The organism is Bacillus sp. REN16 (assembly GCF_020731355.1).
Classification (GTDB): Bacteria; Bacillota; Bacilli; order Bacillales; family Bacillaceae_L; genus Ferdinandcohnia.
Genome location: NZ_JAJFZK010000037.1, coordinates 1 through 14,338, shown reverse-complemented (window position 1 = coordinate 14,338; position 14,338 = coordinate 1). Strand labels below are relative to the sequence as shown.

Genomic DNA, 14,338 nt, shown 5'->3' with positions numbered 1-14,338 from the left:
TTATACTCGTCAAATTCTGGACAGGCAATACCGTCAACTTTCAGTCATTATGGGATAGCAATAACAGGTGATTGCTTGACCCAATCCATTAATAACGAAAAAGGTGTTTCCTTAATAGAGTTAATTTGTTCAATTGCTATTCTAACGATCATATTGATCAGTTTCATGTCATTTTTCATAATGTCAGCTAAATATAATGGAGCTTCTTCCGACAAAATGAACGCAACCAATATTGCTAGAGAAGTACAGGAGCAGTTCAAGGTAATTGAAGAGAAAAATGAAGAGCTAAAAATCTTATGTCACATATTAGCAATTAACACAGTAGCTAGTCCAAAAGCGCTACAAAATTTGTTGATAAATAATCCACAAATTCACAGGATTTGTGGAAAACTAATATAAAGTACTGAAATAGCTATTCTTTGTTTGTGGACATTTTTTGTGGATAACCCTGTTGGTGAATGTGGATAATGTGGACAAGTCGGTGCATAACTCAAGAAAATGTGGAAAATGGTATAAAAAATCCCCATCTAAAATTATTTTTAGATGGGGATAACTTGTTTTGTGGATAGTAAAAAGCTTTAGGCTAATAGTTATCCACTTGTTTCATGGAGCGATTCCCATTCCTCCATGAGGGCTTCAAGTTTTGCTGAATTTTTCTCGTTTTCTTCATTAATACGTTGAACTTCTTCATGGTTTTGGTAGACTTCGGGGTCACATAGAAGCTGTTCATTTTCTTCATTTTTTTCCTCAAGAGAGGATATCTCAAGTTCTATTTCTTCAATTCGGCGCTTACGTTGGCGCTCTTGCTTCTTTAATTCCTTTTCTTGTTCATAGGATATTTTTTCTTGGACCACTTTTCGTTTATCAGCGTTTTTTTCTTGTGATTCAAGTCTCGCCAATTCTTCTATTTCAAATTTCTTTTCAAGATAGTAGTCATAATCACCAAGGTATTCTGTAAGTCCATCTGTGGATAACTCAAATACCTTTGTTGCAATTCGGTTAATAAAGTATCGGTCGTGGGAGACAAAAAGGATGGTCCCTGGATAATCAATTAGTGCATTTTCAAGAACTTCCTTACTATCAAGGTCTAGATGGTTCGTCGGTTCGTCTAGAATAAGAAAGTTCGATTTCTCCATCATAAGCTTAGCAAGTGCAAGTCTTGCTTTTTCACCACCGCTTAAGGTTGAAACGATTTTTAACACATCATCCCCTGAGAAGAGGAAATTCCCAAGAACAGTTCGGATTTCTTTTTCGGGTTTATGGGGATAATCATCCCAAAGTTCATTTAAGACCCTTTTATTTGAAGTAAGCTCAGCTTGTTGTTGGTCATAATAGCCAATCGTTACATGTGAGCCGAATCGAATGGTTCCATTCACAAGCTTAAGTTTATCGATAATGGCTTTTAACAGGGTTGATTTCCCAATCCCATTTGGCCCCACTAATGCAATACTGTCTTCTCGATAAATATTGAAATTGATATTTTTGATAATCGGTTTTTCCTTTTCATAGGAAACGGAAATATTTTGTGCGCTTAAGACGTCGTTTCCGCTTTGTCTTTCAATTTCGAATCGGAAGGAGGCTGATTTTTCATCACCTAATGGCCTGTCCATCAGCTCCATTCGATCAAGTTGCTTACGTCGGCTTTGGGCGCGTTTCGTTGTTGAGGCTCTAACTAGGTTTTTCGCGATGAAGTCTTTAAGTTTTTCAACTTCTTCCTGTTGTTTTTCGTATTTTTTCAGATCAAGCTCGTAGTTTTCAGCCTTTATTTTTAAATAATTACTGTAGTTTCCAACAAATTTGGTGCTTGTATGTCTGGAAATCTCATAGACCTGGTTGACGACTTTGTCTAGGAAGTAACGGTCATGGGACACGATTAAGAGCGCACCAGGATAGCCTTGAAGATATTGTTCAAGCCAGGTGAGCGTGCTAATATCTAGGTGGTTTGTCGGCTCGTCCAGGATTAATAAATCAGGCTTGGTTAGTAATAGTTTACAAAGGGCTAGGCGTGTTTTTTGACCGCCGCTTAAGCTAGATATTTTGGTTTCGTAGTCATCTTCTGTAAAATTAAAGCCATGAAGAATAGAGCGAATATCGGCTTCATATTGATAACCGCCCTGTTCTTTAAAATCGACCTGAAGCTGATCGTAATCTCCGAGTAATTTTTGATAATCAGCTGGATTTTCAAAAATGGTGGGGTCTCCCATTTTTACTTCAAGGTTTCTTAAATCATTTTCTAGTTTTTGTAATGGTGCAAAGACGGTAAGCATTTCTTGCCAAATCGTTAGAGTCGATTCAAGTCCGGTGTCCTGTGCGAGGTAATCAATGGTGACACTTTTTGGCTTAATGATTTCACCGCCATCATGGGACATCTGACCCGCAATGATTTTTAAAAGTGTGGATTTTCCGGCACCGTTTCGGCCAACAATGGCAATTCGGTCACGTGTTTGTACTTCTAATTTTATATTCGATAAAATAAGATCAGCAGCAAAATATTTTTTGAGCTGATTTACTTGTAGTAAAATCATTATTTTTCACCTCTTGTTTCTAAGAACAGTGTATCTTATATTATCTTAATAGAGCAACTGCAATGATAATGTTCACATACGTTTCAAAGACAGATATGGTAAAATAGTGTATAGTTTATGGGAGGGTTTATTAATGACATCTTTTACCCATTTTAATGAGCAGGGTCGAGCAAGAATGGTCGACATTACAGAGAAGTCTGATACTGTTCGAACAGCGATTGCAAAATCAAGTATTACTGTAAATAAATTAATTTATGAGCAAATAATAAATAATGAGGTTAGTAAGGGGGATGTTCTTGCTGTTTCCCAGGTTGCAGGTATAATGGCAGCTAAAAAAACATCAGATATAATCCCGATGTGCCATCCTTTGGCATTGAAAGGCGTCGATATTCGCTTTAGTTGGGCGACCGAAGAGGAATATATTTTACATATTACTGTATCAGTTAAAACGAAGGGCAGCACTGGTGTCGAGATGGAAGCGTTGACTGCAGCATCGGTTTGCGCGTTAACGGTATATGATATGTGTAAAGCGGTTGATAAAGGCATGGTGATAGGGCCAACTTATTTAGCCGAAAAAACAGGTGGAAAGAATGGAGATTTCAAAAGGCCAGTAGCGGAGGAATAAATATGAATCTGGAGCAATCAAAAATACCACAAGCAACTGCCAAAAGGCTGCCGCTTTATTATCGGTTTTTGAAAAACTTGCATGCCTCAGGGAAGCAAAGAGTATCATCAGCTGAACTGAGCGATGCAGTCAAGGTTGATTCCGCCACGATTAGACGCGATTTTTCCTATTTTGGTGCATTGGGGAAAAAAGGGTATGGCTATAATGTCAATTATTTATTATCCTTTTTTAGTAAGACCCTTGATCAGGATGAGTTAACAAAGGTTACGTTAATTGGTGTTGGTAATTTAGGTACCGCATTTTTACATTATAATTTTTCAAAAAATAATAATACAAAAATTGAGCTTGCGTTTGATGTGGATTATAATAAGGTAGGTAGTAGTATTGGTGGAGTAGTGGTGCATCATTTAGATGATCTTGAAAAAGAGTTGCCTGACGATGTCACGGTTGCAATTTTAACCGTACCAGTTGGCGCAGCCCAATCAATTACTGACCGCCTTGTGAATAAAGGAATCAAAGGTATCCTTAATTTCACACCAGCAAGAATCAATGTGCCTGACCATATACGAGTTCACCATATTGATTTAGCAGTAGAGCTTCAAGCCCTTGTTTACTTTTTAAAGCATTATTCGAATGAAGAATAGAAATAAATTTTTCAAATGTAGGGAGGTGACTCACAGTGGGAAGTCTTGGATTTGGAAGTATCCTATTGATTGTGTTTGCAGCGTTATTAATCTTTGGTCCGAAGAAGTTACCTCAATTAGGAAAAGCAGCGGGTAATACTTTGCGAGAGTTCAAAAACGCAACAAAAGGTTTAGCAGATGACGACGATGATGAAATTAAAAAGAATGAAACTCATGATGTGAAGTAATGATAGGATGAGTCCCATGAATGAAAGAGAAATGTCGGTATTTGATCATATTGGTGAGCTCCGAAAACGACTGATTTATGTGGTCGTTTTCTTCTTCATTGTTGCTTTGGGAAGCTTTTTTCTAGCAGAGCATGTAATTGTTTATTTGCAAAATGCGGAAGAGGCGAAGGAGCTGACAATGAATGCTTTCCGGATAACCGATCCCATTAAAATTTATATGAATTTTGCCTTTATTATTGCTTTTGTTATCTCATCTCCTTTTTTACTGTTCCAACTTTGGGCCTTTATTAGTCCAGGTTTGTATGAGAAGGAAAGAAAGGTAACTTTGAGTTATATTCCGGTTTCAGTATGCTTATTTTTACTAGGAATCACTTTCTCCTATTTTATTCTATTTCCATTTGTTGTTGATTTTATGACACGATTAGCAGCGCGCCTTGATATAAACCAAGTAATTGGGATTAATGAGTATTTTCAATTCTTGTTACAATTGACACTTCCTTTTGGCTTTTTATTTCAGCTTCCAGTTGTTGTGATGTTTTTAACAAGGCTTGGAATTATAACGCCAATGTTTCTCTCGAAAATACGAAAATATGCGTATTTTGTCCTTTTAGTAATCGGTGGTTTAATTACGCCACCTGAGATAATCTCACATTTAATGGTCACTGTGCCGTTATTCGGATTATATGAGATCAGTATTCTTGTATCTAGGAGCGCCTATCGTAAGGTGCTAAAAGCAGAAATGATGGCTGCGAATAGTATGGAATGATTACTAAAGCTAAATAAAAAAATAACCTCTACTCGGAGGTTATTTTTTTGCATTTGTCACTTTTTTTATTTTGGTATGCAGGACAAACATTCGGATTGCCACACCAAAGTCGAATGTTGCGACGAGTGCTAAAAGAATGGTGGAAAAGTTCCAGATTGATTCCGATGCACTATTAATCGCGATATAAGTAAATAATGTTCCCATTAATGCGTAAATGATGCCCATTGCAAAAGGTGAAGTTCTTCGCATAAATTAAAAGCCTCCAATAAATGTCTGTTGCAAATTCTCGGCTTGCTTCATGATCCTCTCAATATCATCTGCAAAAATCGTCTGCACCAGTACTACAAAAGTATTCATCGCTACGTGCGCAAAAATTGGTACGATAATTCGTTTTGTTTGTACATAGAGGAATGCAAAGGTAAAGCCCATCGCGGTATAAATGAGGATATGAGTAAGATCCATATGTACAACAGCAAAAATTAACGAACTAATTAAGCCTGAAATGAAAAAGTTAAACTCTTTATATAATGATCCAAAGATAATTTGGCGAAAGATGATTTCTTCGAGTATGGGACCAATAATCGAAACAACAATGACTAGTAAAGGTAATGATTTTACCAGATTCAAGATTTCTTGGGTATTTTCTGAACCCGGTTCAATACCCAACAGATGAATTTCAATATTCGCCGCAATTACCTGAGAGGTCATGGCCATAAACACACCCGCAATTGCCCATCCTATTGCCTCACCTTTAGAAGAACGTCGTAAGTTTTGATGTCTTTGCTTTATATCTTGTCTTAGTAAAAGCAATACAATTGGAAGTGCGGCCACGAAGCTAATAATCGTCCAAAGTGCAATAATTGTATTTGTAGCAGTAGCTTGATCCAGATCTTTACCAACACCTAAAGCAAGTAGAAGCGGGATACCTAAAATTCCAGAGAACTGCATGATGATGTACGTTAAAATGACATACCAATATCGAGCCTTCATGAAAATCTCCTTTTTATAGATGGATTAAATTAACTGTCTGTCCACCCTTTGTATTGTAACATATATTCATACTTATCCATTAGTATAATGCAAATCCAAAAATTCATTGAAATAAATTAATATGTTGGTTTATTTTTCCTGCATATAACATAGGATAGGTAGGGTGAGCGAAATTTGCAGAAGAAAGTAGAATCTTTTTTTTAAAAATTCTATATCAAATTACTTGCAAAATGGGAAGAGATTATTTAATATAATAATTGTGTTAGCACTCAGGTGGTCTGAGTGCTAATAAAAAACCAAACTAATTATTTATATTATTTGAGGAGGTCGTTTCACTTGTTAAAGCCATTAGGTGATCGCGTTGTTATTGAACTAGTTGAATCAGAGGAAAAAACTGCAAGCGGAATTGTATTACCAGATTCTGCTAAGGAAAAGCCTCAAGAAGGTAAAGTAGTTGCTGTTGGTACAGGTCGTGTACTAGACAATGGTGAAAGAGTAGCTTTAGAGGTTGCGGTTGGTGATCGCATTATCTTCTCAAAATATGCTGGTACTGAAGTGAAATACGAAAGTGCTGAATACTTAATTTTACGTGAAAGCGACATTTTAGCTGTTATCGGATAATAGCATTTAAACAATATAATTCTAATTTTTTGAGGAGGGCTTAAGAATGGCAAAAGAAATCCAATTTAGTGAAGATGCACGTCGCGCAATGCTTCGTGGTGTTGACGCATTAGCAAATGCTGTAAAAGTAACATTAGGACCAAAAGGACGTAACGTGGTTCTTGAGAAAAAATTTGGTTCACCGCTTATCACAAATGACGGTGTAACAATTGCAAAAGAAATCGAACTAGAAGATGCATTCGAAAACATGGGTGCTAAGCTTGTAGCTGAAGTTGCTAGCAAAACAAATGATGTTGCTGGTGATGGTACAACTACTGCAACTGTTCTTGCTCAAGCAATGATTCGCGAAGGCTTAAAGAACGTAACTGCAGGAGCAAACCCAATGGTTGTTCGTAAAGGTATTGAAAAAGCTGTAGCTGTAGCTGTTGAAGAATTAAAAGCTATCTCACAACCAATTGAAGGAAAAGATTCTATCGCACAAGTTGCTGCTATTTCCTCAGATGACAATGAAGTTGGACAATTAATCGCTGAAGCAATGGAACGCGTGGGCAACGACGGAGTTATTACTATTGAAGAATCTAAAGGCTTCTCTACTGAACTTGAAGTGGTAGAAGGTATGCAATTTGACCGTGGCTATGCTTCTCCATACATGGTAACTGATTCTGACAAAATGGAAGCAGTTCTTGAAAATCCATACGTTTTAATTACTGACAAAAAGATTTCTAGCATTCAAGAAATCCTACCAGTATTAGAGCAGGTTGTTCAACAAGGTAAGCCATTATTACTAATCGCTGAAGATGTTGAAGGTGAAGCTCTAGCAACTCTAGTAGTGAACAAGCTTCGTGGCACATTCAATGCAGTTGCTGTTAAAGCTCCTGGATTTGGTGACCGTCGTAAAGCAATGCTAGAAGATATTGCAATCCTAACAGGTGGTCAAGTAATCACTGAAGATTTAGGTTTAGATCTTAAATCTGCAGATATTACTCAATTAGGTCGCGCTTCTAAGATTGTTGTAACAAAAGAAAATACAACAATCGTTGAAGGTGCTGGCGAATCTGACAAGATCGCATCTCGCGTTAACAATATCCGTGTTCAAATGGAAGAAACTACTTCTGAATTTGACAAAGAAAAATTACAGGAGCGCCTTGCTAAATTAGCTGGTGGAGTTGCAGTTATTAAAGTTGGTGCTGCTACTGAAACTGAACTAAAAGAACGCAAACTTCGTATTGAGGATGCGCTTAACGCAACACGTGCAGCTGTTGAAGAAGGTATCGTTTCAGGTGGTGGTACAGCACTTGTGAACGTATATAATAAAGTAGCTGCAATCGAATTAGCGGGTGACGAAGCAACTGGTGTGAACATCGTTCTTCGTGCATTAGAAGAGCCAGTACGTCAGATCGCTCACAACGCTGGTCTAGAAGGATCTGTTGTTGTTGAACGCTTAAAACATGAAGCACTTGGTGTGGGCTTCAACGCAGCAACTGGCGAGTGGGTAAACATGGTTGACGCTGGTATCGTTGACCCAACTAAGGTTACTCGTTCTGCACTTCAAAATGCAGCATCTGTATCAGCTATGTTCCTAACTACTGAAGCAGTAATTGCTGACATTAAAGAAGATGCTCCTGCAATGCCTGACATGGGCGGCATGGGTGGAATGGGCGGCATGATGTAATCATGTCCTCCAGCCCTTGATATAGAAGGGGTTTTGAGTAAGATGAGAGTGGAATACTAACATTTAGGTTTTAATAGAGGCTTCTCATAAGTTCACATAACTTTTGGGAAGTTTCTTTTTTATTTTTTAGGATACATGGAATATTCCTATTTAACATTCTAATTATGGGAAAATCAGCTATTACTTCAGAACAGGAAATGTTTAATATTAAACTTTCCGTCAGATAAATAAAAAGAGAGCACACATTCATCCTCTGAAACTGTACTCGATTGTTGGAGGTTGTTATTCAACTAATAGTTACTAAGTTACTTTAAGTATGCACTTTGAATCTCTAACTGTTAAGTTCAATTCGCTTATTTTACCTACCAATTAATTAAAATGATATATACTAGCACTACAATTGATAATGCAATGATAACTGAGCGCCATCCAATCTTCACCCTACTTAATAAACGATCGATAATAAAGAATAAGATAGCAGAACTAAGACCAAAAAGTTGTAATACCGCTCCGCAGCCGCAATGTAATATGAAGGAGATAATTTCATAAGTATAGGTTCCTTTAGTCATTTTCCTGCTAATCCAGTCGCTAAAGAAGGAAGCAAGAACTCCGTATGTAATCACAATTATAAAATTTAAATAATATAAATTGAAATATAAATTAAAAAATCGGTCCATTTCAAAGCCACCAAGTACTGAAAAGAAAAGTGCAAATAACAAACTACTAAGAATAGCAGTTACTATTTTTCTTTTTAAAATAATAATAATAATTTCCCCCACCCTCATTTTGTTGATAATAAAATTGTATCTTATAATATAGCATATACTCGAAACGCTTTTAATTGCTATTTTTTTAACTATATTCATAACACCAACATAAGTTGCAAACTTAACTTCTATTAGTCACCCATACCGAAATTTGTTGTACGATATATTCAGAGCTATATCGGGGACTCAACTAGTAGGAACAATTTAACTAACCAAAACCTAAATGGCTATGATGGATGATGGCAAATGAATATTAGTTCTACTAATTTACCTTAAAATGTTGATGGCTTTATTAATTTAAATTATCTTGGAATCATCATTATACTAATAAAATGCTAACATTTTGCTAAATCAATCAAGTGTAAAACAGCAATATACCGTTAAAGAGGTTACAGACAAAGTTTGGAAAAATCTTGATATGCCGCACTCTGTGCAAATCATGTTAAAGATATTACACACTCTTTCCTAACGGGTGGCATGATTTAAGGCTTCCTAAGCCTTCATCAGAGCAATAGTGAAAGCTATTTTTCAAATTTTGAGTAGTGTAAATTATCTATTTCAACAGCAAAAACCACTTCCTATAAAAATAAGGGAGTGATTTTGTGTTGTTAAAATATGTGTTCCATCGATTATTCAAAAAACTGCTGGTCTTTCTCCAATGCCTTTTTTCGTTGAAAGATTTTTATCATTGGATAGGCCATAAGTAGAGCCGCGAGGATATTTAGAATACCGATGTAAGGACTAATGAAAACCTTCTCTGTTTTATCCCAAAAAATGCTTATGTTTGCATACCCCATCCAAGCATTGACCAAAAAAAGTAAGAAAAATAAATTTATCAAGCGCTTATAATAGGTAATTTTTGACTTAGTATCCGTGTATAGTTCAAATGGCCCATCGGCAGTTGCCTTTTTCATATATACCCAGCCACCAAACTCATTAATAATAGTAATCCCACTATCCCTTAAGAATTCAAAGTAATCATCTTTCTCGGCCCCAGACAAGCTAATAAACTCATTCCGGTAAATAAACGCACCGGGTTCTCCTTCCGCAAATGTGAATCGTCCAAGGAAAAATTTCTCTAGATGCCAGCCTTGTGCTGCCATTTCATTGACCCACTTTTCTTCCTTTTCGTAATCAGCAAAAAAACGAAACTTTACTGTCTTCATAGGGTTCTCACTCCCTTCGTAATTCCAATGCCGTTATGATATAGCTCAAAAAGCCGTTTGATTTCCGTTTCAACAACCCATTTGCCTGCTTCTGTAATCACATATTCTTTTTTACGCCCATCATCATCCAATGGAATAATCCATCCCCTCTTAACCAATGTTTTTATTGCTCCATAAATCGTTCCCGCTCCTAGCTCAACACGGCCATTGCTTAGTTCAGATACAAACTGCATGATTCCATATCCATGTCTTGGTTCATATAGTGATAAAAGAATATAATATACACCTTCAGTTAACGGAGCCTTATCCTCCATCTTTACACCACCTATCGTAAACCGATATATCAACTGTTGATATATCTAATATATCAGCCCCCGATATAACTGTCAATATACATACGCCTAAGAAAGAGCAATTTTCTTAATATAGGCTGCAGCTCACAGAATAACTTTAATTGTAATTTACTCCCCAAGATTATCCGCTTTCCTAAAAATAGCAATCTAGCTATAATGAGTGGTAGGTAAACAAAATTGGCATGAAGAAAGGGACGTAAATTGACAAAGACATTTATTTTTCCGTTAAGCGAGAATGGTCGCGATATTTCACCAAATTACCATGATTATGGTATTGTGATGGATAAAATTCATCAGTTTATTTTAGAAGAAACCAGTCTTTCCTTAAACATATATTTGGATAACGAAGACCAAGAAGAAATTTGGAATGTTTTAGCACATGATGTTGTTGCTGGTAAAGCAAGACTTCTTTCGCATATTTACGATTATGTCGAAACTAGTAATATTTCCTATGGTCAATTCGGTGAGCAACAAGGGTTTGTTATAAAACCTTCTATCAATAACACGGTGTATTTTTATCCTGACTTTAATGTGATTCTTGTGAAGTTACCGATTTTTCAAAGCTATACTGATTATCAGCATGAATTTATTTATGCGGAAAATGATGAAAGCTTGTTATCCTTTTTAACATATGTGTATGAACGGCAACGGGAGATGATGAAGAATTGTGTGAGTGTGTTTACGGATACGGACGATGGTGTAGTACGGACAAATGAGCGGATTACACAGCAAGTTAGTAGACAAGATGTGATATTGGAAGAAGAGTTGAAAAATGAAATTTATCGCTCGATAGATGAATTTTTTAACGAAAGTGGTGATTTTTTCAAGACATATAATATCCCATATAAGCGTGGTATCCTTCTTTACGGGCCTCCAGGAAATGGGAAAACGACACTTGTCAAGTCGATTGCAGGCAGTATTAAAGCCCCTGTTGCATATTGGCAAATCACGGAATATACCTCAAGTTATTCGATCAATGAAGTGTTTTCTATTGTCGCAAAGCTAGCTCCAATGGTATTAGTTATTGAAGATATCGACTCGATGCCAGAATCTGCCCGTTCGGTCTTTTTAAATGCATTGGACGGTGCTACTTCTAAGGAAGGTATTTTCCTTATCGGAACAACGAACTATCCGGAAAAAATTGACCCCGCTTTGATAAATCGTGCAGGTCGCTTTGATCGAGCTTACGAAATAAAACTTCCGAGTGTAGAGTTGCGAAAAAAATACTTACTACTTAAAGAAATGGATCGTTTTATGGATTGTTCGGATCTTGAGTACATTGCAGAAAATACAAAAGGTTTTTCCATCGCTCAAATGAATGAACTGTACACATCAGCGGCCCTCCAATGGCATTACGATAGTTTCATTGCTATTGATAAGCTTATTCATAACCTTGATGCTGCCAATGAAAAGGCACGTAAGCAGGAATGGATAAAAGATGCCAGTTCGGTGAAAATGGGATTTGATATCTAATTACTTTTCCTTAAAGACACAAAAATAGGGTGTTCGCTTATGTGCACCCTTTTCGCAATTCTATGTGTTTACATTATTAGGGAATTTACTTAATTCTTTTTAATTCGCGAAGTTCTGTTTCTTGTTCAAGTGAGCGCATAGCAAGTGATTCGAGGATTTTATCTTGACGTTCCTGCCCTTCTTTAAAAGAAGTCAGTTCTTGGTGGATTTGATGGACATCATGTGAAAGATTTTCTATCTTTGCATCCGTTTCTTCCTGACGATGATAAAGAGCTTTTATCAATTGTGTGTTTTCATCAAGCTGGGATTTAACATTTTGAAGTTCACCCTTCAGACCGCCAACTTCTTCCTTAACACCTTGGATTTCATTCATCAATTTTTCAAACATCTGCTCTACCTTCAATTCTCTTTTCCCCCTTTCTATTGAATTTTATTTAATCCTCCTATTTTATTATCGCCATTAAAAGAGGACCCTACCTGCAATTATATACATAAACCGATATTATTTGTACTGATTAAAATTCCAAAAAGACTACATTTATGTCTTGTTTATTTGATTATAGATTTAGTTATCAATACTTTTCTTATAAATAAGCAATTAGTTTTATAAGTTTAACTTTTTCATATGCGTGATACAATGGTAAAAAATATATAAAATGATGGCTAGTTAGAATTTGGCGTAACACTGGAAGCAGCGGGTGACGAAATCCATACGAAAGAGGTATTACATGAAAGTGAATAAAAACATGAATCAAAAAAATAAAATCATAGGAATAGCATCTTTAAAGGAAGGGCTATCCACATTAAAAATGGCAGATTTGCAAGATATCCGGAAAAAGCAACAAATCAAAAATGTAAGTTCCTTGAAAAAGGTAGAATTGATCCAATATTTGTCAGAGGCAATTCCCTATCTTCTAAGAAACATTATTAGCCTATTCGATGAGCGACGGTTAATTTTATTAAAAAACATCATTGCCAATAATGGAGTAATTAGCGCAAAGGATATTGAGATAGAAGAGATGGAGTATTTCCCCAAAACTGGTTTTATGTTTACTGGTTTTTGGAATGGCAATCAGACCGTCATGATCCCTTTGGAATTATTAGCTTCTGTTGATGAGATTATTCGAGATGAATCGATACTTTCCGATATTAAGAGGAATACGGAATGGATTAAGATTACCCGCGGATTACTCTATTATTATGGTACCGTTCCGCATGATAGGTTAGTGGATTTAATTGAGAAATATACACCTGTTCACCCGAACTATTTGGCCTTCAATCATGTTCTTTTTGATGTGATGGAGTATAGCCAGGAAATTTACTTTGATAGGTATGGCTATTCTTACTGGGAAGTGCTAAAACCTTTGGTTATTTTAGAGGAGCAGGCAACTAGGCCGAATATTGACTACTATCCATTCACGAAGAAACAACTCCTTGAAGCGGGTGAAACGAACTACGTGGAGCGCCCAAAGGGCTATGCACAACTGTTGTCGTTATTTACGAAGGAGCATCGAATCCCAAAACAAGAAGGAATAGAACTTATAGAAGACTGTATTATGCAGGTGAAATTGGGTGCTCAGCCCAGTCAGCTCCTTCAATTTTTACAAATGAAACTGACATTTGATAGCCTAGAAGCTGTACAAAGACTGATGGATGCTGTTGTTCCTCTTATGAATAATACGAGGGAATGGTATTTAAAGGGATATACATCAGAAGAACTATCCAAGCGAGAAAGGAAGGCATTGTTGCCCCTACCTAATAAAAAAGGCGAGGTTATTAGTCTCCAAACAGGTCAAAAAGTTGGTAGAAATGACCCTTGTCCATGTGGAAGCGGGAGGAAGTTTAAGAAATGTTGTGGGAATTAAAAATAGGAAGTACGATAAAAAATGTCAAGAAGGGGAGAAAACGCCTATGGCGACAAAATGGAATGCCCAAGCTTGGGCTGAGGCCAAAAAGCGATGCCGATTGAATGTGGACGATATAAAAATGGCTAAGGAGTTGGGGATGACACCGAAGAGTTTAATTAAGAATATCCCATCACCTAATCAGCAATGGAAAGCACCTGTAAAGGTATGGATTCGTGACTTGTATGAGGCCAAGTTCGGTAGGGTTATAAAATCTGTGCCTGATCACAGTGAAGAATTAAATAGAAAGGCCAAACAGAAAGAAAAGCCAATTGTCCATGAAAGCTGGATTGATGATGAGGATTTACCTTTTTGAGAAGTGTAAGTGTGTGTAATGTGTAAACTACATTAAACACCTTATCTATCAAGGGGTTGTGTCTATTTAACAGTGTGTAATCTTTAAAAGGTATTCCAAAGGATTTAGGGGATTATTTATACCTTTAATTCCTTGTGTGTAATCTATTGAAAACTCTCACTACTCAGGGGGGATTATGTGTTATACTGTGTGTAATGTGTAATTCTGATATGGAGGGGGCTGTTTGCCTTTCTCCTTTGAGTGGAGGGGAGTGCCTTGAAGGTTGAAAAAACCCTGTCATCCTTTGTGT

At 36.7% G+C, this 14,338-nt stretch carries 17 protein-coding genes; 10 read left to right on the top strand and 7 right to left on the bottom strand.

Annotated features, from left to right (window positions below):
* Positions 1-399: type IV pilus modification PilV family protein (locus LKW28_RS22250; protein ID WP_229142615.1), on the top strand; the 399-nt coding region annotated here is incomplete at its 5' end.
* 191 nt (positions 400-590) lie between these two features.
* On the opposite strand, the gene LKW28_RS22245 is transcribed toward LKW28_RS22250, so the two are convergent.
* Positions 591-2,525 (bottom strand): ATP-binding cassette domain-containing protein, encoded by a 1,935-nt coding sequence (locus tag LKW28_RS22245; protein ID WP_229142614.1) that lies wholly within the window; start codon positions 2,523-2,525, stop codon positions 591-593.
* 133 nt (positions 2,526-2,658) lie between these two features.
* Here LKW28_RS22245 and moaC point away from each other — a divergent pair, with 133 nt between their 5' ends.
* The 4 genes from moaC to tatC are packed head-to-tail and all read left to right on the top strand — an operon-like array spanning position 2,659 to position 4,787.
* Complete coding sequence (gene moaC, locus LKW28_RS22240; RefSeq protein ID WP_229142613.1) at positions 2,659-3,150, top strand: cyclic pyranopterin monophosphate synthase MoaC; 492 nt, start codon at positions 2,659-2,661, stop codon at positions 3,148-3,150.
* A 2-nt stretch (positions 3,151-3,152) separates the two neighbouring features.
* On the top strand, positions 3,153-3,794 hold the full coding sequence (locus LKW28_RS22235; RefSeq protein ID WP_229142612.1) for a redox-sensing transcriptional repressor Rex: 642 nt from the start codon (positions 3,153-3,155) through the stop codon (positions 3,792-3,794).
* Between the two features lie 35 nt (positions 3,795-3,829).
* The gene (locus LKW28_RS22230) at positions 3,830-4,021 is read left to right on the top strand and encodes a twin-arginine translocase TatA/TatE family subunit (protein ID WP_229142611.1); all 192 of its coding nucleotides are present in this window, start codon (positions 3,830-3,832) and stop codon (positions 4,019-4,021) included.
* Between the two features lie 16 nt (positions 4,022-4,037).
* Positions 4,038-4,787: a twin-arginine translocase subunit TatC gene (gene tatC / locus LKW28_RS22225; protein ID WP_229142610.1), complete on the top strand. Its 750-nt coding sequence runs from the start codon at positions 4,038-4,040 to the stop codon at positions 4,785-4,787.
* A 39-nt stretch (positions 4,788-4,826) separates the two neighbouring features.
* Here tatC and LKW28_RS22220 read toward each other — a convergent pair whose 3' ends face one another.
* A complete protein-coding gene (locus LKW28_RS22220; protein WP_229142609.1) occupies positions 4,827-5,036 on the bottom strand; it encodes a YdiK family protein in 210 nt (69 codons plus the stop codon).
* A gap of 3 nt (positions 5,037-5,039) precedes the next feature.
* Complete coding sequence (locus LKW28_RS22215; protein WP_229142608.1) at positions 5,040-5,777, bottom strand: CPBP family intramembrane glutamic endopeptidase; 738 nt, start codon at positions 5,775-5,777, stop codon at positions 5,040-5,042.
* Positions 5,778-6,113: 336 nt separating this feature from the next.
* On the opposite strand from LKW28_RS22215, the gene groES reads away from it, so the two are divergent.
* The gene (gene groES / locus LKW28_RS22210; RefSeq protein ID WP_229142607.1) at positions 6,114-6,398 is read left to right on the top strand and encodes a co-chaperone GroES; all 285 of its coding nucleotides are present in this window, start codon (positions 6,114-6,116) and stop codon (positions 6,396-6,398) included.
* Positions 6,399-6,444: 46 nt separating this feature from the next.
* A complete protein-coding gene (gene groL / locus LKW28_RS22205) occupies positions 6,445-8,070 on the top strand; it encodes a chaperonin GroEL (RefSeq protein ID WP_229142606.1) in 1,626 nt (541 codons plus the stop codon).
* Between the two features lie 362 nt (positions 8,071-8,432).
* On the opposite strand, the gene LKW28_RS22200 is transcribed toward groL, so the two are convergent.
* From LKW28_RS22200 to LKW28_RS22190, 3 genes are all read right to left on the bottom strand, one after another.
* Complete coding sequence (locus LKW28_RS22200; RefSeq protein ID WP_229142605.1) at positions 8,433-8,747, bottom strand: hypothetical protein; 315 nt, start codon at positions 8,745-8,747, stop codon at positions 8,433-8,435.
* Positions 8,748-9,466: 719 nt separating this feature from the next.
* Entirely contained in the window at positions 9,467-10,003 is a 537-nt protein-coding gene (locus LKW28_RS22195) for a DUF2812 domain-containing protein (RefSeq protein ID WP_229142604.1), read from the bottom strand.
* Positions 10,000-10,317: a PadR family transcriptional regulator gene (locus tag LKW28_RS22190; RefSeq protein ID WP_229142603.1), complete on the bottom strand. Its 318-nt coding sequence runs from the start codon at positions 10,315-10,317 to the stop codon at positions 10,000-10,002. Before LKW28_RS22190 ends, LKW28_RS22195 begins: the two co-directional genes overlap by 4 nt.
* Before the next feature lie 240 nt (positions 10,318-10,557).
* On the opposite strand from LKW28_RS22190, the gene LKW28_RS22185 reads away from it, so the two are divergent.
* Positions 10,558-11,829: an AAA family ATPase gene (locus tag LKW28_RS22185; protein WP_229142602.1), complete on the top strand. Its 1,272-nt coding sequence runs from the start codon at positions 10,558-10,560 to the stop codon at positions 11,827-11,829.
* Between the two features lie 85 nt (positions 11,830-11,914).
* Here LKW28_RS22185 and LKW28_RS22180 read toward each other — a convergent pair whose 3' ends face one another.
* On the bottom strand, positions 11,915-12,232 hold the full coding sequence (locus LKW28_RS22180) for a hypothetical protein (protein ID WP_229142601.1): 318 nt from the start codon (positions 12,230-12,232) through the stop codon (positions 11,915-11,917).
* Positions 12,233-12,557: 325 nt separating this feature from the next.
* On the opposite strand from LKW28_RS22180, the gene LKW28_RS22175 reads away from it, so the two are divergent.
* The gene (locus tag LKW28_RS22175) at positions 12,558-13,694 is read left to right on the top strand and encodes a YecA family protein (protein ID WP_229142600.1); all 1,137 of its coding nucleotides are present in this window, start codon (positions 12,558-12,560) and stop codon (positions 13,692-13,694) included.
* Positions 13,695-13,740: 46 nt separating this feature from the next.
* Positions 13,741-14,049, top strand: a complete 309-nt coding sequence (locus LKW28_RS22170) for a hypothetical protein (RefSeq protein WP_229142599.1) — start codon at positions 13,741-13,743, stop codon at positions 14,047-14,049.
* Positions 14,050-14,338: the final 289 nt, after the last annotated feature.

Bases quoted from the DNA above. Each gene is read 5' to 3' on its own strand.
- LKW28_RS22195 (WP_229142604.1), bottom strand. From the start codon at position 10,003: ATGAAGACAGTAAAGTTTCGTTTTTTTGCTGATTACGAAAAGGAAGAA.
- tatC (WP_229142610.1), top strand. From the start codon at position 4,038: ATGAATGAAAGAGAAATGTCGGTATTTGATCATATTGGTGAGCTCCGA.
- moaC (WP_229142613.1), top strand. From the start codon at position 2,659: ATGACATCTTTTACCCATTTTAATGAGCAGGGTCGAGCAAGAATGGTC.
- LKW28_RS22235 (WP_229142612.1), top strand. From the start codon at position 3,153: ATGAATCTGGAGCAATCAAAAATACCACAAGCAACTGCCAAAAGGCTG.
- groL (WP_229142606.1), top strand. From the start codon at position 6,445: ATGGCAAAAGAAATCCAATTTAGTGAAGATGCACGTCGCGCAATGCTT.
- LKW28_RS22190 (WP_229142603.1), bottom strand. From the start codon at position 10,317: ATGGAGGATAAGGCTCCGTTAACTGAAGGTGTATATTATATTCTTTTA.
- LKW28_RS22170 (WP_229142599.1), top strand. From the start codon at position 13,741: ATGGCGACAAAATGGAATGCCCAAGCTTGGGCTGAGGCCAAAAAGCGA.
- LKW28_RS22175 (WP_229142600.1), top strand. From the start codon at position 12,558: ATGAAAGTGAATAAAAACATGAATCAAAAAAATAAAATCATAGGAATA.
- LKW28_RS22245 (WP_229142614.1), bottom strand. From the start codon at position 2,525: ATGATTTTACTACAAGTAAATCAGCTCAAAAAATATTTTGCTGCTGAT.
- LKW28_RS22215 (WP_229142608.1), bottom strand. From the start codon at position 5,777: ATGAAGGCTCGATATTGGTATGTCATTTTAACGTACATCATCATGCAG.
- LKW28_RS22200 (WP_229142605.1), bottom strand. From the start codon at position 8,747: ATGGACCGATTTTTTAATTTATATTTCAATTTATATTATTTAAATTTT.
- LKW28_RS22220 (WP_229142609.1), bottom strand. From the start codon at position 5,036: ATGCGAAGAACTTCACCTTTTGCAATGGGCATCATTTACGCATTAATG.